Below are 25,257 nucleotides of genomic sequence, written 5' to 3'. Positions count from 1 at the left end.
AATGAAAACGCCACCCTGTGGTGGCGTCTTGGTTATTGAGAGGGAGAGAGGGAAGCGCCGGGTCTAGCCAATCCGGTATTGGCGGATCTGCTCGTCGATGGCCTTGGCCAGTTCGAACAGTTCGCGGCTGGCTGCATTACTCTCCTGCGCGTGTTCCCGCTGGTGTTCGGCCACCATGGCCAATTCGTCGAGCGCCGTTCTGGCTTGCCCCATCTGTTGATTCTGCGCCTGCGCCAGCGCGCTGATCTCGTTGATCTCGAGGGCGGTCTGGTTGATCTGGCTGGTGGCATCAACCAGTACCTCTCTGGCCTGATTCATCCGGTTGTATCCCTCTTCGCTCAGGTTGCGGGAGTCTGCCATCGAGCTGCTGGCCTGCCGGGTTCCCTCCTGCAGGCGCAAGATAAGATCCTGCACATCCTTGGTGGCGGTCTGGGTACGCACCGCCAGTTGCCGTACCTCGTCGGCCACCACCGCAAAACCCCGTCCCATATCCCCCGCCCGGGCCGCTTCGATGGCCGCATTGAGGGCCAGCAGGTTGGTCTGGTTTGAGACATCGCGGATGAGGTTCATGATCTGGGTGATGTTGTTGCTGTCTTTCACCACCTCATCTAGCAGGGCCGAGGAGCTGCCGATGCTGCTGCGCAAGGTGTCGAGTTGCGCGGCGCTCTGGGTCACATCCTGCTCGATGCTGAGCATATGGTTGGCGATGCGTTGGGTTACGTCGTTGACCCCTTCAGAGCGGCTGGCGATCTGCTCGGCGTTGTCGCCGATGGTGGTGACCACAGTGGTCAGCTCCTGAATGCTCTGGGCCTGCTGGCACGCTTCTCCTGCCAGTGCCTGGGCCTGCTGCATGGATTGGGACGACTGCGCTGAGAGGGCGCTGCCTGACTGCTGGAAGCGGGAGAAGCTCTGGTTCAGGCTCTGGATCAGCTGATTGAAACTATGGGCCATCATGCCCAGCTCCGACTCGTCAGAGAAGTCGAGGCGGGTCGCCAGATCCCGATCGGCAGTGATGTGGTGCATGCCATCGGCAGCCTGACGAATGGGGCGACTGATGGAGTGAGCCAGCCAGGCGGAGGCCAGCATGGCGATCCCGCCGATGGCGAGCGACACCATGATGATCAGCTGGCGGGATTCCTGCAGGCCCTCTTCCAGCTCGGCGCTGTTGATCTCGCCAATCAGCAGCCGGTTGAGGGTGGGGATGTAACGCACCGCGATGAGGTAGGTTTGCCCCTCCAGCGTTAGCGCCTCTACGGCCACCTGTTCCCGGGCATTGGGAATAAGCCGCTTGACGGTATCGAGGAAGGATTGCTGGTGGTGGGCGGCCCCTTCCACCTCCTGCTCGGGGTGGATCTCGATATCGCCCTCCATATCCGCCAGATAGACCTGACCGCTCTTGCCGATCCGGTAGCCGCTGATGAGCTTGCTCAGGGCGCTCATGTCGATGGAGGTGCCTGCCACCGCCAGGGTCTTGCCCTCGTGGGTGACGGCGGTGTTGATATAGAGGGAGGCGCGCTTGTCAAAATCCGAGATGTCGAGGTTCAGCTCATAGGGTTTGCTGCGTTTGAGAAAGCCGAAAAACCACCCATCTTTCGGGTCTGATTCGCTCAGCGATTTCTGGGCGGTGGGGCCGCCGCTGAAGTTGATCAGGGTGTTGCTCTGGCGGGGTGCGATAAAGACGTTGCCGCCGATACGCCGTTGCAGATCCTGAAAGTAACGCTCCATGGCGGGCCACTCTTGCTCTGGCATGCCAGTGGTCAGCCAGTCTATGACAAAACGGTTGCTGGCCAGCGCCTGCGCCTCGGTCAGGTGCTGGATAAGCTGGGCTGTCAGCTGGTTGGCAATGCGATCCACGCTGCTTGGCAGCTCGTAACGTTCGACCCGCTGCTGGGCCTGACTGTGGGATATCTGCTCGAGGATCAAGGTGATGCAGCTGATGGCGATGGCCATCAGTATCGCCACGCCAGCGAGGATCCGGGTGCGGATCCCGAGCCCTGACCAGAGTGAGTGCAGTGTAAAACGGTGTATCGCCCTCTCCATATCGCTCTCCTCATAAATAAGGTCGCATATGCGACCCAGATGATGATTATAGATAGAGAACTCAATTGTGTTGTGGCGGATGGTGACAACAGAGGGTGGCAGAAAAACAGGAGGGAGCAATGAGCGGGAAGGGGGCAGAAACCGGCAAGGGAAAGCAAAAAAGAGAGGCCGACATTGCGGTCGGCCTCTCTGGGGTTTATCTCAACGGAATATCGGGTGCCCGATCAATCCTCTTCAGCCCAACGGCGTGAACGCTCAACCGCTTTCTGCCAGCCGCTGTAACGTTTGGCGCGATCGTCTCTGTCCATCTGCGGGATGAACTCGCGGTCAACGCTGAACTTATCTTCCAGCTCGTCCGAGCTCTTCCAGAAGCCGACTGCCAGACCCGCCAGGAAGGCGGCGCCCATGGCGGTGGTCTCGATGCGGGTCGGACGCACCACCGGGGTGTGCATCATGTCAGCCTGGAACTGCATCAGGAAGTCGTTGGCTACGGCGCCGCCGTCTACCTTGAGGGCTGCCAGCTTGATGCCGGAGTCCTGCTGCATCGCATCCAGCACATCGCGGCTCTGATAGGCGATGGATTCCAGCGCAGCACGGATGATGTGGTTGCGGTTGGCACCACGGGTCAGACCGACCATGGTGCCGCGAGCATACGGATCCCAGTAGGGCGCGCCCAGACCGACGAAGGCCGGTACCAGATAGACGCCGTTGGTATCGCCCACCTTGGAGGCGAAGTAGTCGGTATCGCGGGCATCGTGGATGATCTTCAGCTCGTCACGCAACCACTGGATGGTGGCGCCGCCCATGAATACCGCACCTTCCAGCGCGTAGTTCACTTCCCCTTTCGGGCCGATGGCAACGGTAGTCAGCAGGCCGTTGCTGGAGCGAACCGGCTCGGTGCCGGTGTTCATCAGCATGAAGCAGCCGGTACCGTAGGTGTTCTTGGCCATCCCTTTTTCAAAGCAGAGCTGGCCGAACAGGGCAGATTGCTGGTCACCGGCGATACCGGCGATGGGGATGCGGGAGCCGCCGCCACGGGTGGTGTAGCCGTACACTTCGGAAGAGGGTTTCACTTCCGGCAGCATGGACATGGGGATGCCCAGCTCGTCCAGCATCTTCTCGTCCCACTTCAGCTCGCGGATGTTGTAGAGCATGGTACGGGAGGCGTTGGTCGGGTCGGTGACGTGTACTTCGCCATTGGTCATTTTCCAGACCAGCCAGGTGTCGATGGTGCCGAACAGCAGCTCGCCGTTCATCGCCTTCTCGCGGGCACCTTCCACGTTGTCGAGGATCCACTTCACCTTGGTACCGGAGAAGTAGGCATCCAGCACCAGACCTGTGTTCTCGCGAACGTACTCTTCCAGACCGCGAGCTTTGAGCTCTTCGCAGATGGCGGCGGTGCGGCGGCACTGCCAGACGATGGCGTTGTAGATGGGCTTACCGGTGGCCTTTTCCCAGACAACGGTGGTTTCACGCTGGTTGGTGATACCGATGGCGGCGATCTCTTCGCTGCGAAGGCCGGTCTTGGCCAGCACTTCGGTAAAGACGGAGGATTGGGTCGCCCAGATCTCCATCGGGTCGTGCTCTACCCAGCCCGCTTTCGGGTAGTGCTGGGTGAATTCGCGCTGGGAGGTACCGACAATGTTGGCATCCTGATCAAACACGATGGCGCGGGAAGAGGTGGTTCCCTGGTCCAGAGCGACGACATATTTCTTTTCAGCAGACATGATGTTCTCCACGTTTCTATTTTCCACGTTTTTATACGTTGGAGGGGGCCGCTCTTATGCGGCAGCCTCTTCTTTGGCGGTTTGGGTCGCTTGCTCGGTGGTGACGACACGGTTGCCCGGGACGCAGGGAGCCAGCACTTTGACATACAGAGCGGTACCAATCTGGGCGCCAACGATGGGGCCAAGGATCGGAACCCAGAAGTAGGGGTTGTCACGACCACCGGTCAGGGCAACATCACCCCAGCCAGCAAAGAACGCGAACAGTTTCGGACCAAAGTCACGGGCCGGGTTCATGGCAAAACCGGTTAACGGGCCAAGGGAGGCACCAATCACCGCGATCAGGATACCGATCAGCAGAGCGGCTGCGAAACCTTTGGGAGCGCCGTTGTTGTTGTCACCCAGCGCCATGATGCCCAGCATCAGGACGGCGGTGATTACCAGCTCGACGGCGAAGGCTTGCATGTTGGTCAGCAGGGCATTGGGGTAGGTGGAGAAGATCCCAGCGGTGCCGAGGCTCTCGACGCTGCCGCGCACCACGTTATGGGTCACTTCCCACTGGGTGAAAAGGTTACCATAAAGGAAATAGACAAGGGCCGCGAAGCAGAAGGCACCGGCCATCTGGGCGATGATGTAGGGCACCACCTTGCGCTTGTCGAACCCGCAGAAGGTCATCAGCGCCAGGGTTACAGCAGGGTTCAGGTGAGCACCTGAAATGCCGCCGGTCACATAGATGGCGATGGCCACACCCAGACCCCAGGTAATGGAGATTTCCCACTGCCCGAAGTTGGCGCCTGCCAGCACCAGTGCCGCCACACATCCGACGCCGAAAAATATCAGCAGGCCGGTTCCGATAAACTCGGCGATGCACTCGCCAAGCAGGGTATTGGGTCTTTGTATGCTCATACTTTTGTTCCTTATATCCACCCGTAGAGGTTTGATGTTCCGTTTTATCTTTTTGTGTCTATCCGTTGCCGCCGAAAACGTTTCCTTGTTGTTTTTGCGTCTTGCGCAAACGTTATGCTCGTTTGCGCTCGTTATCGGTCGTGACAGAAAATAACCCTTCCCAATAATTTCACCATCCCCCCTCCATAGGAAATGTGGACAAGATCCCACTCATTGCTAAGAAAATGTGACGTAAAGCATCTTGATAACCGCCAGTTACCACTTAGGGGGTAGCTTGCAACCCTTGCCACACAAGGGTTGGCGCTTGCTGAGTGATTTCTCATTTGGAGCTTTTATTTGTAATAAAACTGCAATATTTGAGCATGCATCACAGATTAAATGAGCGCATATGAGCACAATAGGCTCGCTTACGAATTAGTGGACTCACATGATTCGTTGGAATGGTCAGGGCATCCTCAACCGCCCATAACAACAATAAGGAAGCAGAACATGCTTAGTCTCTTCAGGCCTGCGGCGCACATCGACAGGCTCCCGGCTGACAAGGTCGACCCCTTCTACAAACGCATGCGTTGGCAGGTGTTTTTCGGGATCTTCTTCGGTTACGCCGGCTACTATCTGGTACGGAAAAACTTCAGTCTGGCGATGCCCTATCTGATCGAGCAGGGCTTCTCTCGTGGTGATCTCGGTTTCGCGCTCTCCGGGGTCTCCATCGCTTACGGTTTGTCCAAGTTCCTGATGGGGAACGTCTCCGACCGTTCCAATGCCCGTTACTTCCTCTCCGCCGGTCTGCTGCTCTCGGCTGCCATCATGTTCATGATGGGTACCATGCACTGGGCCACCTCCAGCATTGCCATCATGTTTGTGCTGTTGTTCCTGAACGGCTGGGCACAGGGCATGGGCTGGCCGCCCTGCGGTCGCACCATGGTGCACTGGTGGTCACAGAAAGAGCGCGGCGAAGTGGTTGCGGTCTGGAACGTGGCGCACAACGTGGGCGGCGGCATGATTGGCCCGCTGTTTATCCTCGGGATGGGCTGGTTCAACGACTGGCGCAGCGCCTTTTATGTGCCTGCGGCAGCGGCGGCCGCCATCGCGGTGATCGCCTTCTTCGTGATGCGTGATACCCCGCAATCGGTCGGTCTGCCTCCCATCGAGGAGTACAAGAACGACTATCCGAAGGATTACAACGAGAGCCACGAGCAGGAGTTCTCCGCCAAGGAGATCTTCGTCAAGTACGTGCTGCACAACAAACTGCTGTGGTACATCGCGATCGCCAACGCTTTCGTTTACCTCATTCGTTACGGTGTGCTGGACTGGGCGCCAACCTACCTGAAAGAGGCCAAGCACTTCACCGTCGACAACTCCTCCTGGGCTTACTTCCTCTACGAGTGGGCCGGTATTCCGGGTACCCTGCTGTGTGGCTGGATCTCTGACAAGATGTTCCAGGGCCGCCGTGCCCCGGCCGGTATCCTGTTCATGGTGCTGGTGACCCTGGCTGTGCTGGTTTACTGGTTCAACCCGGCCGGCAACCCGACCATCGACATGATGGCGCTGGTGGCTATCGGCTTCCTGATCTACGGCCCTGTCATGCTGATCGGCCTCTATGCTCTTGAGCTGGCACCGAAGAAAGCAGCCGGTACTGCGGCAGGTTTCACCGGTCTGTTCGGTTATCTGGGCGGCGCCGTGGCAGCCAACGCCATGCTGGGTTATACCGTTGACCACTTCGGTTGGGATGGCGGCTTCATGGTGCTGACTGTCTCCTGCGTGCTCTCCATCATCCTGCTGGCGATGACCCTCAAGCATGAGAACATTGCCGTTGCGGCCAAGAAAGCGGCTGCCCATAAGGCATAAAACGTGATCCTCAGCTTATTGATCCCAAAGGGGATCAGGTAAACTGCCAAAAGGCCCCGCATCTGCCGGGGCCTTTTTTTGTCTCATCATCGGAGTGCAAGCGTGAAGCAAACCCAACGACATCTGGAGATCCTGGACGTCCTGACGCGGCAGGGATTTGTCTCGACCGACGATCTGGTGACCCACTTTGACGTCAGCCCCCAGACCATCCGCCGGGATCTGAACGATCTCGCCGAACAGAACAAGATCCGGCGCCATCACGGCGGTGCCTCCCTGCATTCGAGTACCGTCAATACCGCCTACAGCGCCCGTAAAGTGATGCAACTCAAGGAGAAAGAGCGCATCGCCCGCGAGGTAGCGGCCAATATTCCCGACGGCTCATCGCTCTTTATCGACATAGGCACCACCACCGAGGCGATCGCCCGCGCCCTGCTCGATCACCGTGAGCTGCGCATCGTCACCAACAACCTCAACGTGGCCAGCATTTTGACGGCCAAGGATGACTTCACCGTCATCATTGCCGGTGGCGAGATCCGCAACCGCGATGGCGGCATCGTGGGGGAGGCGACCCGCGACTTTATCGGTCAGTTTCGCATGGACTATGGTGTCATCGGGATTTCGGGGATCGACAACGACGGCTCCCTGCTCGATTTCGACTATCACGAGGTGAAGATTGCCCAGGCCATCATCGCTCACTCCCGTCAGGTGTTCCTGGCCGCCGACCACACCAAGTTCGGTCGCAATGCCATGGTCAATCTGGGCAATCTCAGCCAGATCCACGCCCTCTTTACCGATCAGGAGCCACCGGAAAAGCTGACGCGATTGATGGCGCAACACCAGATCGCCTGCCACATCTGCTGACGGCGAAACACGCCCAGGCTGTGCCGGTCGCCCGTCAGGGCGGCCTCCTTTCTCTCTCCCGTTCCTGCGTCATCTCACCCCTTTATGGGTATTGCCAAAACCACTATTCAATCTGGTTTTTTTGGCTAGTAACCCGCTGATTTCGGCCCGACGCCATTTGCTCAGCTGACCTGTCCCCTTTGCCACCTCTGGCGGGCTGTGGCGATCACACTTTCACCATAAAATGTTCGTTTGTTGTATTTTCATGTTCTAAAATGAGCGAAATCAAACGTTGCTGTTATAGCAATCATAAAAATGAAAGTAGGTGAACATGAGCGAACATTATGATCTGGTCGTCGTCGGTGGCGGCATCAACGGGGTCGGCATCGCAGCCGATGCGGCAGGACGGGGTCTGAAGGTTGCCCTGTTTGAGGCGCAAGATCTCGCCTCTGCCACCTCGTCCAACTCCAGCAAGCTGATCCACGGCGGTTTGCGCTATCTCGAGCATTACGAATTCCGGCTGGTGAAAGAGGCATTGGCGGAGCGGGAGGTGCTGCTCGGTATGGCGCCTCACATCGCCCGTCCCATGCGTTTTCGCCTGCCGCACCGCCCGCACCTGCGTCCGGCCTGGATGATCCGTGCCGGTCTGTTCCTCTATGACAATCTGGCCAAGCGCGACAAGCTAAAGGGGAGCTGTGGCGTGCGCTTCCTGCCGCAAGATGGGTTAACCGCAGGGATCAATAAGGGGTTTGAATACTCGGACGCCTGGGTCGACGATGCCCGGCTGGTGGTGCTCAACGCCATGATGGCCCGTGACAAGGGGGCCGACGTTCAGACCCGCACTCGCTGCATCAAGGCGGTGCGCGGTTCCAAACACTGGACGCTCACTTTGGAGCGGGAAGGGGGCGAGCAGTTCACCGTCACCTGCCGTGGTCTGGTCAATGCAGCGGGCCCCTGGGTCAAGACCTTCTATGACGAGAGCCTGCACGAGAAATCCCCCCGCGGCATTCGCCTTATTAAAGGCAGCCACATGATAGTGCCGCGCATCCATGAGCGCGAAGAGGCCTATATCCTGCAAAACGAAGACAATCGCATCGTCTTCGTCATCCCTTATCAGCAGGACTACTCCCTTATCGGCACCACCGATGTGGAGCACCACGGCAGCCCGCGGGAAGCGAAGATCAGCGAGGCCGAAATTACCTACCTGTGCAAGGTGGTCAACGCCCACTTCACTCGCCAAATTGCACCGAAAGATGTGATCTGGACCTATGCCGGGGTGCGCCCGCTCTGTGATGACGAGTCAGACTCGCCGCAGGCGGTGACCCGCGACTACACCCTCGAACTGTCTGGCGAGTCTGACGGTGCGCCGCTCTTGTCTGTGTTTGGCGGCAAGCTCACCACCTATCGCAAGCTGGCGCAGGCTGCCTGCAACAAGCTCAAGCCCTGGTTCAGCCAGATGGGGGATGACTGGACGGCGACCAGCCGTCTGCCCGGCGGCGAGTTTGACTGCTCGGTACGCGAGCTGGCCCGCGCCTTTGCGCTGGAGTTTGACTGGCTCGACGATCGCAGCGCCCTGCGCATTGCCGAGGCCTATGGCGCCCATGCCCGTCTCTGGCTGAAAGAGGATCGTGGCATTCACTTTGGTGGTGGCCTGTACGAGTCGGAAGTGCGTTATCTCATCGAGCGGGAGTGGGCCTGTTCACTGGATGATATCCTCTGGCGCCGCAGCAAGCTGGGGCTGCGCCTGAACGAGTCAGAGCAGCAGATGCTGCAGATCTGGCTCGACCAATACCATCAGGCTCTGCGCAAGGCGAGCTGATGCGTGACGGTGGGCAGTGCGCTGCTGCCCACCGCTTTCCACCGTAAATATGCAACAAACCTCTGATAGAACAATTACCTACACACAATAATAAAGAGCATCACATATGAAAAAACTCGCCGTTTCCCTCATCGCCTTGAGCCTTGGGGCATCCCTCTCATTACCCGTGTTGGCTGCCGATGAAGGCAAGGTGGTTATCGCCCACCGTGGCGCTTCCGGCTACCTGGCCGAGCATACTCTGGAGTCCAAGGCGCTGGCCTATGGCATGGGGGCTGACTATCTGGAGCAGGATCTGGTGATGACCAAGGATGACCAGCTGGTGGTGATGCACGATCACTTCCTCGACGGTATCACCGATGTGGCGGCGCGCTTCCCCGGCCGTGCCCGTCCGGACGGCCGTTACTATGTGGTGGATTTCACCCTGGACGAGGTGCGCTCCCTGCGTATGACCGAGCCGTTCCAGCTGGTGGATGGCAAGCAGGTGCCGGTCTATCCGGCCCGTTTCCCGCTCTGGAAGTCAGACTTCAAGATCCACACCTTCCAGGAGGAGATCGAGATGATCCAGGGGCTCAACAAGAGCACCGGCAAGAACATCGGCATCTACCCGGAGATCAAGGCGCCCTGGTTGTTCCGTCACGAAGGCAAGGATATCTCCAAGGCGGTGCTGAAGGTGCTCAAGGAGTACGGCTACACCGGGAAGGATGACAAGGTCTATCTGCAGTGCTTCGATGCCGATGAACTCAAGCGCATCAACAACGAACTGATGCCCGCCATGGGTATGGATCTGAAACTGGTGCAGCTGATGGCCGAGACCGACTGGAACGAGACCATGGTCTACGACGCCAAGGGCAAGGCGACCCCCTACAACTATGACTGGATGTTCAAGCCGGGGGCGATGAAAACCATCGCCAGCTATGCCGAAGGGATTGGCCCGTGGAAGCCGATGATCGTCACCGAGCCTGGCACTTTGGGCAAGCCGGTCTTCACCGGCATGGTAAAAGAAGCCCATGCGGCGGGCCTGAAAGTTCACCCCTATACCTTCCGTCAGGATGAGGGGCAGATCCCGGCCTATGCCAAGGACTTCACCGACCTCCTTAACATCTTCCTCTATCAGGCCGATGTGGACGGGGTGTTCAGCGACTTCCCCGACAAGGCGGTTGCCGTCATCAAGGCCCATCAAGAGGCGGCTAAATAGCACTCTGGCGCCATTTGAATGCAAAGCGAGGCCAATTGGCCTCGCTTTTTGTTTCAGGTTCCCGTAACGGGAGTGTGCGCCCTGTCAGAAAATAGCCAGATCACGTCATGGTGTGCCGGATCTGCATCATTTTACGCAGTTTTTACGTAGCAGATCGCTGGCATGAAATCGGCAGAGCGGTTAGTCTAGCGGCGTTGAACCAACCCCATGAGGTACAGATGAAAACCGTATTGCGTTTTAGCCTGCTGGGCGCCTTGTTGCTGGGTGGCCATGCCTTCGCCGCCGAGCCGAAAAAATTTGATATCAGCATGTTCCCAGCCGCTGACGTGAATCAGGAACGTGTGGTGATCCGCCTGCCTGAAGTCGAGAAAGAAGCCGACATGATGGTCGAGCTGCAGGTCGGCAAAAAGATGATGGTTGATTGCAACGTACCGCGTTTTGCAGGCAACCTGGAACAGCACAGCGTCAAAGGCTGGGGCTACAACTACCTGAAACTGGGCAAAGTCTCCGACCCCATCAGTACCCTGATGATGTGCCCGGATAACCAGCAGAAAGAGACCTTCGTCCAGATCTACGGTCAGGGCTTCTTCGTGAACTACAACTCAAAACTGCCGTTCGTGATCTACGTGCCGCAGGAGTATGAAGTGCGCTACCGTCTGTGGCGTGCCGACAACCTGGCCCAACCGGCCATGATTGAGTAAGCATGTTTGAACCAAAGGTTCAGCTGGTTCACCTGATGTGATAAATAAAGCGCCGTATGGCGCTTTATTTTTGCCTGCACAGTCCAGAAAGTGACGTGCAAATTGGCTGTACGTTTACATAAGTTTATTATTTATCAACGTTTTTTGTGTGTTATGCCACAAAATCGGCGTCAGCGATGGGGCAAAGTGACTTCGATAAAAGATATTTATTAACATAGTGAGAAAATTGATTTTGCACTCGGCGATGGCCTGATGATACTTGCCCGCAAAGGTCAAACTAACCAGAAAAAAGAGCACTATGAGCTTCGAATCAGACAAGCGTTTCAACGACTTCAAACATTTTCCCCGTGGCCTGCGTCGCAGTGGCGAATTCACTGTGGCCGAAGCGGACAGTCTGGAAAAGTATGGTACCGCCATGCTGGCACTCTACCAGGGCAACCTTGCACCCCGTGACGATGTCGAGTCCGCCTTCGTCGAGCAGGTCAAATCCGGCGAAGCCGGTGCCAACCCCCATGCCAAGGTGTGGTTCAAATACCTCAAGGTGATCGGTCCCAAGCGCGTTCATCGCCTCTGCACCGTCGTTGGCGGCGCCAGCGAAGAGAGCAGCGGTGGCGGCAGCTTTGATGTCGGTGGTGGCAGCGGCGGTGGCAGTGACGAGTCCATCGATTAATGGATACCGAGCTGCTTCGGACCTTTATCGAGGTGAGCAAGACCCGGCACTTTGGCCGGGCTGCTGAAAATCTCTACCTGACCCAGTCGGCGGTGAGTTTCCGGATCCGCCAGCTAGAGCAGCAACTGGGTGTCAGTCTGTTTGCCCGTCATCGTAACAACATCCGCCTGACCGCCTCCGGTGAGCGTCTGCTGCCCTACGCAGACGCCATCTTGCACACCCTTGGTCGTGCCAAGCAGGATGTGGCGCTCTCGCCAGGATTCAGCCAGCAGTTGGCTATCGGCGCGCCCGCGGTGTTCTGGGAGCTCGATTTCAACGACTGGCTCAATCACATCTATGCATTGGCGCCCGGTTTGGCGGTGCGGCTGGAAACAGCCTCCCGCGAGCACCTCTGCCGCCAGTTGCTGGAGCGCTCCCTCGATCTGGCCCTGCTCTCCGAGCCCACCAAGATCGACGAGATTGCCCTGCATCCCATCGGTGAGCTGGTGTTCGAGCTGGTGAGCCGGGATCCGGCCGCCAATGCCGACAACCTGATGCAGATGCCGCACATCCACCTCGACTGGGGCACCAGCTTCGAGCCGCAACCCAGCCGGTTGCAGAGCCTGCAAAAGACCCCGGTGCTGCACTCCAGCTCTGCCAGCATGGCGCTGCAATTTGTGCTGGCCAACGGTGGCGCTGCCTACCTGCCACGGCGGATGGTCAGCCCCTTCCTCGAGAAGGGGGCGCTCCATCTGGTGGAGGGGGGCCAGCCGCTGAGCCGTCCGCTCTATCTTGCATATCTGGAGAAATCCGATCGCCGGGAGCTGATCGATCAGCTGTTGACCCTGCCACTGGGTTGGCACGATGCCGAGCTGCGCCTCAACGTCGAATAAGCATCGAGTGTTATCCAAGAAAGAGCCCACCCCACGGTGGGCTCTTCTGTTTGGGGAAAATTGCAGGGAGCGAGGTCACGTAATTGGCGCGGGAGGCTTGGCGTCATCGGCCTGTAACGGTACCTTTTCAGGCTGTTTATCCGATTGAGCACTGACAGGGATGGATTGTAATTGATCGACTTTAGTCACCCCGAATGGCGGGCGCTGGCGCAGCAGTTGCTGAGCCACTCACCTCTGGTGATCCGTGGCCGCCAGTGGCAACCTTTGGTGGGCCTGCTCAAGGATAACCAGCTGCTGCTCGCCCATGGCAGCTACAGCTATGAGCTCACCCCGGCCGGACGGCGCTATCTCACCCGCGAGCTGATGCTGGCCGAGATCGCAACTGCCCCCCCCGAGCCCGAGGAGTGGTTGCATGCCCAGGGCTGGCAATTGGGGGAGCTGGTCAACGAACGGGTGCTGGCGGCGCTCTATCGCAAGAGCGAAGTGAACTTCACCCCCAACGAGCAGATTGATTTCGAGGACAAGGGGATCCGGCTCTGCGCCGATCAGCTGTTGCGCTTGCGCGCCGCCCAGCCGTTCAGCCTCTTTTTTAGCGGCGGCACCCTGATCGACGCAGCCCCCTGGTTGCAGGCGCTGGGGGAGGTGGCGCTGCCCGAGCGCACCTTGGCGGGTCTTGGCAAGATCCTGTGGGGGGAGGGGAGTATCGAGCGGGTGATCACCACAGATAGCGTCGGCGCCTTTGCCGAAATGCCCCTTGATGCTGGCACCTTGCTGGTGTGGACTCCCCCATCGGCTCCTCTAGCCTTGCAGCAGGTGGTGGCCGCCTTGCCCCCCAATGTGCTGTGGAGTCATCTCACCGCCCTCGACCCTGCAGGGGTGGATCGGCTGCAGGCGCTGGCCCAGCGCTTGGGCCGTCCGGCCAGCTGGTGGCTGCCCCGTGATCTGGCCCCCATCCTCAGCGCGTATGCCCAACCTTTGACTGAGGCTCGGCCCTGGGAACCGAGCCGGATCCCCAAGTCATTGTTAGCAGTTTGTAGCGGTTTGGTTGAGTCCAATGGTGGCTTGTCGGCCGAGGTGTGTGCGCTGGCGCCAGCGTGGCATGCCGTTGGTTGAAATTGGCCTGAAAGCGAGCCAAAAAGCGGTTTTCCCCCATTGAACGCGGTGATATAAAGAGTTGACGAAGCGCTCGCCAGATGAGCGCTTTTGTTTATCAAGCCGCTTTGCCACCCAACGAACTCAACGGAATACAGGGAATACAATGTTTGAAAAGGTTGTTGCCGCCCCAGCGGATCCGATCCTGGGCCTGACCGAAGCCTTCCGCGCTGACTCTCGCAGCCACAAGATCAATCTGGGCGTAGGGATCTACAAGGACGAGTCCGGTGCCACCCCCATTCTTCACTGCGTCAAGAAAGCCGAGCAGAAGCTGCTGACCGACGAGAAGACCAAGAACTACCTCGGTATTGAAGGCAATATCGAATATGGCCGTATCGTGCAGCAACTGCTGTTCGGGCAGCACTCTGCGCTGGTTGCCAGCGGCCGCGCCAAGACCGCCCAAGCGCCGGGCGGTACCGGTGCCCTGCGTATCGCGGCCGAATTCGTGGTGCGCAACGGTCTGGCCAAGACCATCTGGATCTCCGATCCCACCTGGGCCAACCACGTCAGCGTGTTCCAGGCCGCCGGTCTGACCGTCAAGTGGTACAAGTACTACGACGCCGCCACCAAGGGACTCGACTTTGCCGCCATGCAGGCTTCGCTGGCCGAAGTGCAGCCGGGTGAGCTGGTGCTGCTGCACGGTTGCTGCCACAACCCGACCGGTATCGACCCCACTAGCGATCAGTGGCGCGCGCTGGCCAAGCAGAGTGCTGCTGCCGGCTGGTTGCCGCTGTTTGACTTCGCCTATCAGGGTTTTGCCCGTGGTATCGAAGAGGATGCCGAAGGTCTGCGGATTTTCGCCGAGTGCCATGACGAGCTGCTGGTGGCGAGCTCTTTCTCCAAGAACTTCGGCCTCTACAATGAGCGGGTCGGCGCCTTCACGCTGGTGAGCGCGACCAAAGAGATCGCCGACGTGGCCTTCACCCAGGTCAAGACAGTGATCCGTGCCAACTACTCCAACCCGCCGTCACACGGCGCTGCTGTGGTCACCGCCGTGGTGAGCGATCCAGCTCTCTATGCCGAGTGGGTCGAAGAAGTGGCTGCCATGCGGGTGCGCATTCGCGAGATGCGCGAACTGCTGGTAGAGAAGCTGGCTGCCCTCGGCGTGAGCCAGGATTTCAGCTTTATCCGCGAGCAGAACGGCATGTTCTCCTTCTCCGGTCTCACCAAGGATCAGGTGGAGCGCCTCAAGAGCGAATTTGCCATCTACATCGTCGGCTCCGGCCGGATCAGCGTAGCCGGTATTACCCGCGCCAATATCGATCCTCTGTGCGAGGCGATCGCCAAGGTGCTGTAATCGCATCACCTTGCGCTCTGGCACTATGCCATGAAAAAGCCCGTCACCTTGGTGACGGGCTTTTTTGATCGCCAACGGCTGATCGTCAAACGATAGGAAGGGGGACTCACTGTTGGCGGGCACCCTGCCACAGCTTGCGCAGTTGCAACAGCAGCGCGGTTAGGGCGCCGCCGCTCAGGGCGGTGAGTACCGCCAGCAGCAGGCTGCCGAGCAGGAAGGGAGGCACCAGGGTCGCAGCCTCCTGCTCCAGCCAGTGGAGGGTCCAGCTGAGGTGGAAAGGCTCCGGCGTCTTGTGCAGCACCAGACAGCCGGTGCGATAGGCGTAGAGATACATGAATGGCAGGGTCAGCGGATTGTTGAACCAGACCGCCAGCAGCGCCAGCGGCAGGTTGAGGCTGAATGCCAGCGCCAGACCGACTGCGATGAGCGAGTGCATCGGGATGGGGAACCAGCAGGCGAAGATCCCGGCCGCTACCGCGCCGCTCAGGGCGCGGGTGCCCCCTTGCCAGAGTGCTGGGGCAAGCAGTCGTTCACCAAACAGGGCAAACCACTTCTGCTGGCGCAGGGTATCGGGATCGAGTTTGAAGCGGGCAAACCAGCGACTCAGCATGGGCGGGCCATCTTGCGTTTTTGCCACTGGCGCACCGTGCTGATCCGCCAGAAGGTGCGGATCAGGGTGTAGCCGATAAGGGAACTGAGCAGGGCCAGGATCAGCGAGCCCAGCAACAGCGGTGGTGCCACTGTGCCCAGTACCGAGACCAACCACTCCCAGGTGAACTCAATCTCTATCTGCTGCGCTGAATGTCCCAGCAGCTGGCAACCCACCAGATAGGCACCATAGAGCAGGGGCGGCATGGTAAAGGGGTTGGAGAGCCAGACCAGCGCCACCGAGAGCGGCAGATTGACCCGGCACAGGATGGCGCCTCCGGCAGCCAGCAGCATCTGGCAGGGGAGCGGCACCCAGGCCATGAAGAGGCCCACCGCAAAGGCCCCGGCGGCCGAGCGGCGGTTGAGGTGCCAGAGGTTGGCATCGAGCAGCAGTTTGCCGAACAGCCGCAGGTGCTTGTGTTCTTTCAGGGTTTGCTGATCGGGCATCCAGCGTTTAATGAGTCGTTTGGGCATATTGAAACCTTGCTAAATACTTGCTCCATGGATCTGCGTCTGTTGTCGTTTGCCCTGGGGGCAAGCTCCTCACTGCTCTGGCCATGGTTACCTTCACTCGCATGGGGGGGCCTGTTGCTGTCCCTGCTGATCCCCCTTGCATGTTGCCGTGCCTGGCGGTGGCTGTTTCTCCTGCTCGGCATCCTCTGGATGCAGGCCAATCTTGCCTATCGGCTGGCCTGGCTGGAGCGGTTGGGCGATCAGACGAGCCACATGATAACCGCACAGCTGCAAAGTGCAGAGCCCGATGGGGATAAATTTGTCCGGCTGCTGCTGCGGGTGAGCACCCTCGACGAACAACCGGTGGCACCTGAGCCCCTGATCCGGGTCAATGCCTATCAGGCATTGCCCGCCATGACAGTAGGTAGCCGGATCACGTTGGTGACCTCGTTGAAACCGGCTCACGGTCTGGCCAACGAGGCGGGGCTGGATGGGCGGCGTCTGCTGCTGGGCAAGGGGATCACCGCCACCGGCAATTTGCGCCGGGTAATCGACATTCAACAGGCACCTGCGGGGTGGCGCGAACGCTGGTTGGGCGCGGCGACCGAGAGTTGGCGTCCGCTTGATTATGCTCCCTTGCTGGCGGCGCTCACTTTTGGCGAGCAGAGCGGCATCACGGATGCCCAGTGGGAGCTGTTTCGCGGCAGTGGTCTGACCCATATCATCGCCATCTCAGGGCAACACATCGCGCTGGTGGCGGTGCTCGGGTGGTGGCTGGGCAGGCTGTTTGGTCTGCGCGGCGCCATCATCACCTCCCTGCTGTTTGCCGCCGTCTACAGCGCGTTGGCCGGATTTGCGGTGGCCACCGAACGGGCTCTGATCATGGTGCTGGTGTGGAGTGTATTGCGCTGGAGCCGGCGAGAGTGGCCGGCCTGGCGTATCTGGCTGTGGGCCTTTGTGGTATTGACCTTCTGGGATCCCTTCGCCCTCTATTCGGCCGGCTTCTGGCTTTCGTTTCTGTCGGTGGCCATCTTGCTGCTGGTGGGATATGTCCACGACAAGCCGGGACTCTGGCAGCTCCAGCTCTGGCTGCTGCTTGGTCTGCTGCCGCTGCAACTGGCGTTGTTCGAGGGGATAGCGCCCCTTGCCATGGTGATCAACCTGTTGGCGGTGCCGCTCTTTTGTATCGCCATCATCCCGCTGGCCCTAATCGGTGTGCTGCTTGCGCCGCTCTCCACCTCGCTCGCCTATGGCCTGTTCTGGCTGGCGGATCTGGGGCTCGGGTGGATGCTGACGATCCTGAGCTGGCTTTCCGATCAACTGCAACTGTGGTGGCCACTACCCGGCTGGTGGCTGCCACTCTGCACCCTGCTGTTGCTGCTCTGGTTCGCCGCGCAGTGGCGACCGGCACGCTGGCTCTGGTTACCGGGCGCCCTTGCGCTGGTGTTGGCGTGCTGGCCTGCTCCGGCCCGCTGGCAACTGCGGGTGCTGGATGTGGGGCAGGGGCTGGCGGTGCTGATCAGCAAGGGGGAGCGAGCCATCCTCTATGACACCGGCGATCGTTATCCCGGAGGCTACAACATGGCGGACGCGGTGATCCTGCCCCAGCTAAGCCATCTGGGGATCCGGGTCATCGATCGCCTCATCATCAGCCACAAGGATCGGGATCATGCCGGCAATCGCAAGCGACTGCTCAGCGCCATGCCGGTGCGCCACGAACTCTCCTCTTATCCCTTCAGTGAGGGAACGACGCTCTGCCAGCGTGGGCAACAGTGGCGCTGGCAGGGGCTCTCGTTTGCAGTGCTCTGGCCCGAGCGCCCCGGTGGCGGGCGCAATAACGATGGTTGCGTGGTGCGCATCAGCGATGGGCAGCGCAGCGTGCTGCTGAGCGCCGATATCGAGCGGCAGGCCGAGCAACGGCTGGTGGCACTGGAGGGAAAGGGATTGGCCAGCACCTTGTTGGTGAGCCCCCATCATGGCAGTCGCACCTCCTCCACGCCCCCGTTTGTCGCGGCGGTGGCGGCAAAGGAGGTGATCCACAGTGCCGGTTTTATGAATCAGTGGGGCTTTCCCCGTCCCGATGTGGTGGCCCGCTATCGGGATGCCCGCCAGTGGATCACCGGTCAGCAAGGGGCGATGCTGGTCGAACCCACCGCCGCAGGCTTGAGCGTCACTGCCGAGCGAGATTCAGGCCCTTGGTACCGACGCAGTGGCGAGTGGTGGCGACCGCGAGTGTGGTTTGAGCAATAATCCGCCATTTCTGCCGTGTAGGAATGCGATATAGGTGGCGGCGCTTGGTGTAAGCCTGCGCTTTGGCTAGAATAGCCCGTCATTTCCATTACTAACGGCTATTCATGCAACAAGAAACCTCACAAGAGAGCTGGCCAGTATTCAAACGCCTGCTCGGTTATGTCCGTGATCGCAAGCTGGGCCTGGTCGGTGGCATCATCGGGATGCTGGGCTACGCCGCCGTGGATACCACCTTTGTCTACTCCATCAAGCCGTTGATCGATCAGGGCATCAATGGCAACGACAGCACCGTTTTGAAATGGATGCCCTTCTTCGTCCTCGGCATCGTGGCCCTGCGCGGTGTCGCCAACTTTCTCTCCAACTACTGCATGGCCTGGGTCGGCAACCACGTCGTGATGCGTCTGCAACAGCAGGTGTTCAATCACATGGTGGCGATGCCGATGAGCTTCTTCGACCGTCAGAACACCGGTCATCTGCTCTCCAAGGTGACCTATGACGCCAGTCAGGTCTCCTCGGCGGCGAGCACCACGCTGGTGACCCTGGTGCGGGAAGGGGCGACCGTGGTCGGTCTGCTCGGCCTGATGTTCTGGCACTCCTGGCAGTTATCGGTGATTTTCCTGGTGGTTGGCCCGCTGGTGGGGGTCATCATCGGCCTTATCAGCCGTCGTTTCCGCCAGATCAGCCGTCACATTCAGCAGGCGGTAGGGGATATCACCACCTCCACCGAGCAGATGCTCAAAGGGCACAAAGAGGTGCTGATGTTTGGTGGCCAGAAGGTGGAAGAGAAACGCTTCTTCCAGGTCAGCAACAACATGCGCCAGCAGACTATGAAGATGGTCGCCGCCGATGCCATCGGCAGTCCTGTGGTGCAGATGGTGGCCTCCATCGCGCTGGCGGCCTTCCTCTACGTCGCGACCATTGACAGCGTCAAGTCAACCCTGACTGCCGGTACGTTTACCGTCATGATCACCTCCATGATGATGCTGCTCAAGCCGCTGAAAAGCCTGACCGATGTCAACAACCAGTTCCAGCGCGCCATCACCGCCTGCCACAGCCTGTTTGGCCTGCTCGACACCGAGCCGGAGCAGGATACCGGCACCCGTACTCTGGAGCGTGCTCGCGGCGAGATCGAGTTTCGCAACGTCACCTTCACCTACCCGACCAAGGACACCCCGGCGCTGCACAACGTCAGCTTCAAGGTGGAGGCGGGTAAATCGGTGGCGCTGGTGGGCCGTTCCGGCTCTGGCAAGAGTACCATTGCCAGCCTGTTGACCCGCTTCTACGACATCGATCAGGGCGAGATCCTGCTGGACGGCATCAACATCCGCGAATACAAGTTGAGCGAGCTGCGCAAGCAGTACGCGCTGGTCTCCCAGCATGTCCACCTGTTCAACGACTCGGTGGCCAACAACATCGCCTACGCGGCAGAAGACAAATACAGCCGCGACCAGATCGTGCAGGCCGCCCGTATCGCTCATGCCGACGAGTTCGTCAGCAAGATGAGCAACGGGTATGACACTGTGGTTGGCGAGAACGGTGCATCCCTCTCCGGTGGTCAGCGCCAGCGTGTTGCCATTGCGCGCGCTCTGCTGCGCGATGCGCCGGTTCTGCTGCTGGATGAGGCCACCTCGGCCTTAGATACCGAGTCCGAGCGCCACATTCAGGCGGCCATCGACGAGCTTTGCAAGGCGCGTACCTCGCTGGTGATCGCCCACCGTCTCTCTACCATCGAGAAGGCGGACGAGATCCTGGTGATCGACGAAGGTCATATCGTCGAGCGCGGTAACCACGAAGCATTAATGGAGCAGCGTGGCACCTATGCCCAGCTGCGCGCCATTCAGTTTGGCAACGCGGGAAGCAAGGCCTGATGCTGGAACGGCTCTGGTATCGCAAAAGTGGCTGGCGCTGGTTGCTGGCCCCCTTTGCCCTGCTGTTTGCCATCATCAGCGGCACCCGCCGCTACGCCTATCGTCACGGCTGGCGCAAGGGGTATCGCGCCTCCTTGCCGGTGATCGTGGTGGGCAATATTTCGGTGGGGGGCAACGGCAAGACGCCGGTGGTGGTCTGGCTGGTGGAGCAGTTGCAAGCCCGCGGCTATCGCCCCGGGGTGGTGAGTCGTGGTTATGGTGGCAAGGCGCCCCATTACCCCTATCGTCTGGATGAAACTAGCACCACGGCGCAGGCGGGGGATGAGCCTGTGCTGATTGCACGGCGCTGCGGCTGTCCGGTGGTGGTTGCCCCGAAACGGGCCGACGCGGTACGACTGCTGGAGCAGAGCGGTGAGGTGGATATCATCATCACCGACGACGGTCTGCAGCACTACGCGCTGGCCCGCGACATCGAGCTGGTGGTGGTGGACGGAGCGCGCCGTTTCGGCAATGCCTGCTTGCTGCCCATGGGGCCGCTGCGCGAGCCGGTCACTCGTCTCAAACGGGTGGACGCCATCATCTGCAACGGCGGCGAGCCGGGCAAGGGGGAGTACCCCATGCAACTGGTCGCCGATGCGCCGCGTCGGGTATGCGACGATGCCCCGCTGGCTGCCCCCTTGTCGGGGCCGGTCGATGCGCTGGCGGGGATCGGTCATCCGCCCCGCTTCTTTGCCACCCTGGAAGGGCTCGGCTACCAGCTGGATCAGCAGGCCGCCTACGGCGATCATCACCCCTTCGATCGGGATGAGCTGGTGGGCCGCTTTGCCAGCAAGCCGCTGCTGATGACCGAGAAGGATGCGGTCAAGTGTCGTCCGTTTGCCCTCGCAAACTGGTGGTATCTGCCGGTCAGTGCCGAGTTGCCGGCCTCCCTGCTCGATGCCCTGCTGCACAAGCTGGGGGCGAAGGCAAAGGGCGCGGCCAAGGCACAAGATTAATCTCTCTCGCCTGAATGTGGGAGAAGTGGACCAATAGCGGTCCCGCATGGAATAGCTGGTTGCTCGACATCCATCGCTGGCGTGATGAAGCCGCCAGCGCGACATCGTTGAAGGAGTATCGTTTTGGCTTTGGACATCAAGTTGCTCGACATCATCGCCTGCCCGGTCTGCAAGGGTAAGCTGCATTACAACAAAGCAGTTCATGAGCTGGTCTGCCGCTTTGACAAGCTGGCCTATCCGCTGGAGGAGGGGATCCCGGTGCTGCTGGAGAACCGTGCCCGTCCGCTCAACAGCGATGAGCTGCCGTCATGAGTTTCGTCGTCGTCATTCCGGCCCGATATGCGTCAACCCGTCTGCCGGGCAAGCCGCTGGCGGATATCCATGGCAAGCCCATGGTGCAACATGTGGTGGAGAAAGCCCTGCAATCGGGGGCCGATCGGGTGATCGTTGCCACCGATGACGAGCGGGTACAGCAGGCACTGCTGAGCACCGGCGTCGAGGTGTGCATGACCTCACCGGATCACCAGTCCGGCACCGAGCGTCTGGCCGAGGTGTGCCGTCACTACGGCTTTGCCGCCGATACCATCATCGTCAACGTGCAGGGGGATGAGCCGCTCATTCCGCCCGCCATCATTCGTCAGGTGGCGGACAATCTGGCCGCCGCCACGGCGCCGATGGCGACCCTGTCTGTGCCGATCAAGGATGCCGAAGAGGCGTTCAATCCGAACGCAGTGAAAGTGGTGACTGACGAGGATGGCTACGCCCTCTACTTCAGTCGCGCCAGCATTCCCTGGGATCGAGATCGCTTTGCCAAGAGCCATGAGCAGATTGGTGACCACTACCAGCGTCATATCGGTATCTACGCCTATCGCGCCGGCTTTATCCAGCGTTACGTAGACTGGGCACCGAGCGTGCTGGAGCAGATCGAGGCGCTGGAGCAGCTGCGGGTGCTCTGGTACGGGGAGAAGATCCACGTCGCCCAGGCCCTTGAAGCGCCGCCGGTCGGGGTGGATACCCAGGCAGATCTGGAGAAGGTGCGCGCCTTTTTGGCCAAGTGATGGCCACAGCACTAACGTCATGAAAAACGGTGTCGCAAGACACCGTTTTTTGTTTTGAAATTTTATATAATTATTTGATTTTAAACGCTAAACATGGGTTTTCTCAAACTTTTGGCGTGCATGGTTTGCCAAAGCGACGAGTTTGGTTATGATGCAAGACGCCCTGTTAACCCTAACCGGGCGGCTAAAACGAGATAAAACGGGGTGTTTGGGTGATAAATGTATTCCTGGTCGATGATCATGAGCTGGTGCGTACAGGGATAAGACGCATTCTTGAAGATGTGCGCGGGATCAAGGTGGTGGGTGAGGCACAGAGCGGCGAGACCGCAGTTACGTTCTGTCGCCAACACCATCCGGACGTGATCCTGATGGACATGAACATGCCGGGTATTGGTGGTCTGGAAGCGACCCGCAAAATTCTGCGGATCCGCCCCGATGTGCGCATCATAGTGCTGACCATTCATTCAGAAAATCCGTTCCCCACCAAGGTGATGCAGGCCGGCGCCGCCGGTTACCTGACCAAGGGGGCAGCTCCTGACGAGATGATCCAAGCGATCCGGTTGGTGCACTCCGGTCAGCGCTACATCTCCCCGGAGATTGCCCAGCAGATGGCCCTCAGCCAGTTTGCCTCCGCTGACGAGAATCCCTTCAAGTCCCTCTCCGAGCGCGAGCTGCAGATCATGATGATGATCACCAAGGGGCAGAAGGTGACCGATATCTCCGAGCAGCTCAATCTGAGCCCGAAGACGGTCAACAGCTACCGCTATCGTCTGTTTAGCAAGCTGGGGATCAACGGTGACGTGGAACTGACCCATCTGGCCATTCGCTATGGCATGCTGGATGCCGATACCCTCTAATCGAGTGGCGTGTGGTCACAAAGGCGGCGAGTGCCGCCTTTTTGCTTTTCTGCCCCTTTGCTTTTCGGGCGGCGAGGGCAGTATGCTCTGCCCGTCAATTTTTGCCTTTGTGTGAGCCGAGTAGCTGATGACCCTCTCTCCCGAACCTCTCTTCGACAGCAAGGCGTTTCTGAGCGCCGTCACCCATCAGAGTGGCGTCTACCGCATGTATGACAGCGGTGGCACCGTGATCTATGTGGGCAAGGCCAAGGATCTGAAAAAGCGGCTCGCCTCCTACTTTCGCACCAACGTCGACAGCATCAAGACCCGCACCCTGGTGCGCCAGATCGCCGATATTCAGGTCACCGTCACCCACACCGAGACCGAGGCGCTGATCCTCGAGCACAACCTGATCAAGCAGTACCAGCCCCGTTACAACGTGCTGCTGCGGGACGACAAATCCTACCCCTGGATCATCATCACCGCGCACCAGCATCCGCGCATCGGTGTCCATCGCGGTGCCCGCAAGGTTAAGGGAGAGTACTTCGGCCCATACCCCTCTGGCGGAGCGGTGCGTGAGAGCTTGCACCTGATGCAGAAGATTTTTCCGGTGCGCCAGTGCGAGGATGCGGTCTATGCCAACCGCACCCGTCCCTGCCTGCTCTATCAGCTCAAGCGCTGCGCTGGCCCTTGCGTGGCCGGATTGGTGAGCGAGGCCGAATATGCCCAGCAGGTGGAGCTTGCCAAACTGTTTCTGGCGGGCAAGAACCAGCAAGTGATTGGCGAGCTGGTGGGCAAGATGGAGTCCGCCAGCGGCGATCTGCGCTTTGAAGAGGCCGCCCGCTACCGGGATCAGATCCTGGCGCTGCGCCGGGTCACCGAGCAGCAGTCGGTGAGCGGCAACGTGCTGGACGAGCTGGATGTGGTGGGGGTCGCCTTCCAGCAAGGTGCTGCTTGCATCCACGTGCTCTTTATCCGTCAGGGCAAGGTGCTGGGTTCGCGCAGCTACTTCCCGAAAGTGCCTGCTGATACCCAGCTTGACGAGGTGGTGCAATCCTTCCTGCTGCAGTTCTATCTGTCGGGGCAGGGGGGGCGGCAGATCCCGAGCGAGGTGCTGCTCGATGTGGCCCTTGAGGACGAGAGCGTCATCGCCGAGACCCTGAGCCAGACCGCAGGCTACAAGGTGCGGGTGGTGAGCCGTACCCGCGCCGAACGGGCCCGCTTTATCAAGCTCGCTTCCATCAACGCCGAGACGGCGCTGCGATCGCGGCTTGCTCACAAGAGCACCATCACCGCCCGCTACGACCAGTTGGAAGAGCTGCTGGAGCTGGAGCGCCCCATCGCCCGCATGGAGTGTTTCGATATCTCCCACACTATGGGGGAGCGCACCGTGGCCTCTTGCGTGGTGTTCAACCGGGAGGGGCCGCTCTCATCGGAATATCGTCGTTTCAATATCGACGGTATCACTGGCGGTGATGACTACGCGGCGATGGAGCAGGCGCTGGAGCGCCGCTTTGGCAAGCAGCAGGAGCCGGACAAGGTGCCTGATGTGCTGTTTATTGACGGCGGCCTCGGCCAGCTGCGCCGCGCCGAAGAGATCCTGGCCCGTCAGCTGGAGTTCCTTGGCGGCAAATATCCGCTGCTGGTGGGGATTGCCAAGGGGGTCACCCGCAAGGCGGGGTTGGAAACTCTCATCATGGGGGAGAGCCACGAAGAGCTGCATTTGCCGGCAGATATGCCCGCTTTGCACCTTATTCAGCATATTCGCGATGAATCCCACCGTTTTGCCATTACTGGCCACCGGGCCAGACGGGCCAAGGCCCGCACCAGCAGCAGTCTGGAGGATATTCCGGGGGTGGGGCCAAAGCGGCGGCAGGCGCTGCTCAAATATCTGGGCGGCCTGCAGGAGGTCAAAAAGGCGAGCGTGGATGAACTTGCCAAGGTACCCGGCATCAGTCAGGAGCTGGCCCAGACCATCCACGATGGCTTGCACAGCGCCTGAGCAGGGTTAACGGCATGGCAAAATCGCTAACTCCTTGATGCACAAGAGCCGTGACGCGGGGGGGCCGTAAATGCCATAATGGC

The 25,257-nt window shown here is 59.8% G+C and carries 21 protein-coding genes; 16 read left to right on the top strand and 5 right to left on the bottom strand.

Annotated features, from left to right (window positions below):
* Nucleotides 1-63: 63 nt before the first annotated feature.
* From BN1139_RS05400 to BN1139_RS05390, 3 genes are all read right to left on the bottom strand, one after another.
* Nucleotides 64-2,040: a methyl-accepting chemotaxis protein gene (locus tag BN1139_RS05400; protein ID WP_005350864.1), complete on the bottom strand. Its 1,977-nt coding sequence runs from the start codon at nucleotides 2,038-2,040 to the stop codon at nucleotides 64-66.
* A gap of 224 nt (nucleotides 2,041-2,264) precedes the next feature.
* On the bottom strand, nucleotides 2,265-3,767 hold the full coding sequence (gene glpK / locus BN1139_RS05395) for a glycerol kinase GlpK (protein WP_005337546.1): 1,503 nt from the start codon (nucleotides 3,765-3,767) through the stop codon (nucleotides 2,265-2,267).
* A gap of 54 nt (nucleotides 3,768-3,821) precedes the next feature.
* Nucleotides 3,822-4,670: an MIP/aquaporin family protein gene (locus BN1139_RS05390; RefSeq protein ID WP_005350866.1), complete on the bottom strand. Its 849-nt coding sequence runs from the start codon at nucleotides 4,668-4,670 to the stop codon at nucleotides 3,822-3,824.
* A 489-nt stretch (nucleotides 4,671-5,159) separates the two neighbouring features.
* On the opposite strand from BN1139_RS05390, the gene glpT reads away from it, so the two are divergent.
* The 9 genes from glpT (at nucleotide 5,160) to BN1139_RS05345 (ending at nucleotide 15,064) form a co-directional block, all read left to right on the top strand.
* The gene (gene glpT, locus BN1139_RS05385; protein WP_005337540.1) at nucleotides 5,160-6,518 is read left to right on the top strand and encodes a glycerol-3-phosphate transporter; all 1,359 of its coding nucleotides are present in this window, start codon (nucleotides 5,160-5,162) and stop codon (nucleotides 6,516-6,518) included.
* A 102-nt stretch (nucleotides 6,519-6,620) separates the two neighbouring features.
* Nucleotides 6,621-7,379 carry a DeoR/GlpR family transcriptional regulator gene (locus BN1139_RS05380; protein WP_005347045.1) on the top strand — a complete coding sequence of 253 codons (759 nt, stop codon included), beginning with the start codon at nucleotides 6,621-6,623 and terminating at the stop codon, nucleotides 7,377-7,379.
* Between the two features lie 310 nt (nucleotides 7,380-7,689).
* Nucleotides 7,690-9,177 carry a glycerol-3-phosphate dehydrogenase gene (glpD, locus tag BN1139_RS05375; protein WP_005350869.1) on the top strand — a complete coding sequence of 496 codons (1,488 nt, stop codon included), beginning with the start codon at nucleotides 7,690-7,692 and terminating at the stop codon, nucleotides 9,175-9,177.
* Nucleotides 9,178-9,283: 106 nt separating this feature from the next.
* On the top strand, nucleotides 9,284-10,372 hold the full coding sequence (gene glpQ, locus BN1139_RS05370; protein ID WP_005350877.1) for a glycerophosphodiester phosphodiesterase: 1,089 nt from the start codon (nucleotides 9,284-9,286) through the stop codon (nucleotides 10,370-10,372).
* A gap of 218 nt (nucleotides 10,373-10,590) precedes the next feature.
* Complete coding sequence (eco, locus tag BN1139_RS05365) at nucleotides 10,591-11,073, top strand: serine protease inhibitor ecotin (RefSeq protein ID WP_005337529.1); 483 nt, start codon at nucleotides 10,591-10,593, stop codon at nucleotides 11,071-11,073.
* A gap of 298 nt (nucleotides 11,074-11,371) precedes the next feature.
* Nucleotides 11,372-11,743, top strand: coding sequence for a MaoP family protein (locus BN1139_RS05360; protein ID WP_005350885.1), 372 nt, complete (start codon nucleotides 11,372-11,374; stop codon nucleotides 11,741-11,743).
* Entirely contained in the window at nucleotides 11,743-12,615 is an 873-nt protein-coding gene (gene hdfR, locus BN1139_RS05355; RefSeq protein ID WP_005337525.1) for an HTH-type transcriptional regulator HdfR, read from the top strand. The genes BN1139_RS05360 and hdfR overlap by 1 nt, the downstream gene beginning before the upstream one ends.
* A gap of 171 nt (nucleotides 12,616-12,786) precedes the next feature.
* Nucleotides 12,787-13,728 carry a hypothetical protein gene (locus BN1139_RS05350; RefSeq protein WP_005350886.1) on the top strand — a complete coding sequence of 314 codons (942 nt, stop codon included), beginning with the start codon at nucleotides 12,787-12,789 and terminating at the stop codon, nucleotides 13,726-13,728.
* A 145-nt stretch (nucleotides 13,729-13,873) separates the two neighbouring features.
* Nucleotides 13,874-15,064, top strand: coding sequence for an amino acid aminotransferase (locus tag BN1139_RS05345; protein ID WP_005350888.1), 1,191 nt, complete (start codon nucleotides 13,874-13,876; stop codon nucleotides 15,062-15,064).
* Nucleotides 15,065-15,170: 106 nt separating this feature from the next.
* Here the strand turns inward: BN1139_RS05345 and BN1139_RS05340 are convergent, their stop codons facing one another.
* A complete protein-coding gene (locus BN1139_RS05340; RefSeq protein ID WP_005350889.1) occupies nucleotides 15,171-15,674 on the bottom strand; it encodes a DUF2062 domain-containing protein in 504 nt (167 codons plus the stop codon).
* Nucleotides 15,668-16,186, bottom strand: coding sequence for a DUF2062 domain-containing protein (locus BN1139_RS05335; RefSeq protein ID WP_005350890.1), 519 nt, complete (start codon nucleotides 16,184-16,186; stop codon nucleotides 15,668-15,670). The genes BN1139_RS05340 and BN1139_RS05335 overlap by 7 nt, the downstream gene beginning before the upstream one ends.
* Before the next feature lie 27 nt (nucleotides 16,187-16,213).
* Between BN1139_RS05335 and BN1139_RS05330 the strand changes: the two genes are divergently transcribed.
* From BN1139_RS05330 to uvrC, 7 genes are all read left to right on the top strand, one after another.
* The gene (locus BN1139_RS05330) at nucleotides 16,214-18,415 is read left to right on the top strand and encodes a DNA internalization-related competence protein ComEC/Rec2 (protein ID WP_013723896.1); all 2,202 of its coding nucleotides are present in this window, start codon (nucleotides 16,214-16,216) and stop codon (nucleotides 18,413-18,415) included.
* Between the two features lie 104 nt (nucleotides 18,416-18,519).
* On the top strand, nucleotides 18,520-20,283 hold the full coding sequence (msbA, locus tag BN1139_RS05325) for a lipid A ABC transporter ATP-binding protein/permease MsbA (RefSeq protein WP_005359702.1): 1,764 nt from the start codon (nucleotides 18,520-18,522) through the stop codon (nucleotides 20,281-20,283).
* Nucleotides 20,283-21,278 (top strand): tetraacyldisaccharide 4'-kinase, encoded by a 996-nt coding sequence (lpxK, locus tag BN1139_RS05320; RefSeq protein WP_013723895.1) that lies wholly within the window; start codon nucleotides 20,283-20,285, stop codon nucleotides 21,276-21,278. Before msbA ends, lpxK begins: the two co-directional genes overlap by 1 nt.
* Nucleotides 21,279-21,401: 123 nt before the next feature.
* Entirely contained in the window at nucleotides 21,402-21,590 is a 189-nt protein-coding gene (locus tag BN1139_RS05315; RefSeq protein WP_005347033.1) for a Trm112 family protein, read from the top strand.
* Nucleotides 21,587-22,336, top strand: a complete 750-nt coding sequence (gene kdsB, locus BN1139_RS05310; RefSeq protein ID WP_013723894.1) for a 3-deoxy-manno-octulosonate cytidylyltransferase — start codon at nucleotides 21,587-21,589, stop codon at nucleotides 22,334-22,336. Before BN1139_RS05315 ends, kdsB begins: the two co-directional genes overlap by 4 nt.
* A gap of 212 nt (nucleotides 22,337-22,548) precedes the next feature.
* Entirely contained in the window at nucleotides 22,549-23,193 is a 645-nt protein-coding gene (gene uvrY, locus BN1139_RS05305) for a UvrY/SirA/GacA family response regulator transcription factor (RefSeq protein WP_005337448.1), read from the top strand.
* A 127-nt stretch (nucleotides 23,194-23,320) separates the two neighbouring features.
* Nucleotides 23,321-25,174, top strand: coding sequence for an excinuclease ABC subunit UvrC (uvrC, locus tag BN1139_RS05300; protein WP_005350898.1), 1,854 nt, complete (start codon nucleotides 23,321-23,323; stop codon nucleotides 25,172-25,174).
* The last annotated feature ends 83 nt before the right edge of the window (nucleotides 25,175-25,257 follow it).

Source organism: Aeromonas veronii bv. veronii (assembly GCF_000820225.1).
In the GTDB taxonomy this organism is placed as follows: Bacteria; Pseudomonadota; Gammaproteobacteria; order Enterobacterales; family Aeromonadaceae; genus Aeromonas; species Aeromonas veronii.
Note: the sequence above shows the minus strand (reverse complement) of the source record. Positions and strands in the feature narration are given on the sequence as shown.

What these genes read in the sequence shown, in the direction of transcription:
- BN1139_RS05400 (WP_005350864.1), bottom strand. Translation starts at nt 2,040, where the DNA reads ATGGAGAGGGCGATACACCGTTTTACACTGCACTCACTCTGGTCAGGG.
- glpK (WP_005337546.1), bottom strand. Translation starts at nt 3,767, where the DNA reads ATGTCTGCTGAAAAGAAATATGTCGTCGCTCTGGACCAGGGAACCACC.
- BN1139_RS05390 (WP_005350866.1), bottom strand. Translation starts at nt 4,670, where the DNA reads ATGAGCATACAAAGACCCAATACCCTGCTTGGCGAGTGCATCGCCGAG.
- glpT (WP_005337540.1), top strand. Translation starts at nt 5,160, where the DNA reads ATGCTTAGTCTCTTCAGGCCTGCGGCGCACATCGACAGGCTCCCGGCT.
- glpD (WP_005350869.1), top strand. Translation starts at nt 7,690, where the DNA reads ATGAGCGAACATTATGATCTGGTCGTCGTCGGTGGCGGCATCAACGGG.
- glpQ (WP_005350877.1), top strand. Translation starts at nt 9,284, where the DNA reads ATGAAAAAACTCGCCGTTTCCCTCATCGCCTTGAGCCTTGGGGCATCC.
- eco (WP_005337529.1), top strand. Translation starts at nt 10,591, where the DNA reads ATGAAAACCGTATTGCGTTTTAGCCTGCTGGGCGCCTTGTTGCTGGGT.
- BN1139_RS05360 (WP_005350885.1), top strand. Translation starts at nt 11,372, where the DNA reads ATGAGCTTCGAATCAGACAAGCGTTTCAACGACTTCAAACATTTTCCC.
- hdfR (WP_005337525.1), top strand. Translation starts at nt 11,743, where the DNA reads ATGGATACCGAGCTGCTTCGGACCTTTATCGAGGTGAGCAAGACCCGG.
- BN1139_RS05345 (WP_005350888.1), top strand. Translation starts at nt 13,874, where the DNA reads ATGTTTGAAAAGGTTGTTGCCGCCCCAGCGGATCCGATCCTGGGCCTG.
- BN1139_RS05340 (WP_005350889.1), bottom strand. Translation starts at nt 15,674, where the DNA reads ATGCTGAGTCGCTGGTTTGCCCGCTTCAAACTCGATCCCGATACCCTG.
- BN1139_RS05335 (WP_005350890.1), bottom strand. Translation starts at nt 16,186, where the DNA reads ATGCCCAAACGACTCATTAAACGCTGGATGCCCGATCAGCAAACCCTG.
- BN1139_RS05330 (WP_013723896.1), top strand. Translation starts at nt 16,214, where the DNA reads ATGGATCTGCGTCTGTTGTCGTTTGCCCTGGGGGCAAGCTCCTCACTG.
- msbA (WP_005359702.1), top strand. Translation starts at nt 18,520, where the DNA reads ATGCAACAAGAAACCTCACAAGAGAGCTGGCCAGTATTCAAACGCCTG.
- lpxK (WP_013723895.1), top strand. Translation starts at nt 20,283, where the DNA reads ATGCTGGAACGGCTCTGGTATCGCAAAAGTGGCTGGCGCTGGTTGCTG.
- kdsB (WP_013723894.1), top strand. Translation starts at nt 21,587, where the DNA reads ATGAGTTTCGTCGTCGTCATTCCGGCCCGATATGCGTCAACCCGTCTG.
- uvrC (WP_005350898.1), top strand. Translation starts at nt 23,321, where the DNA reads ATGACCCTCTCTCCCGAACCTCTCTTCGACAGCAAGGCGTTTCTGAGC.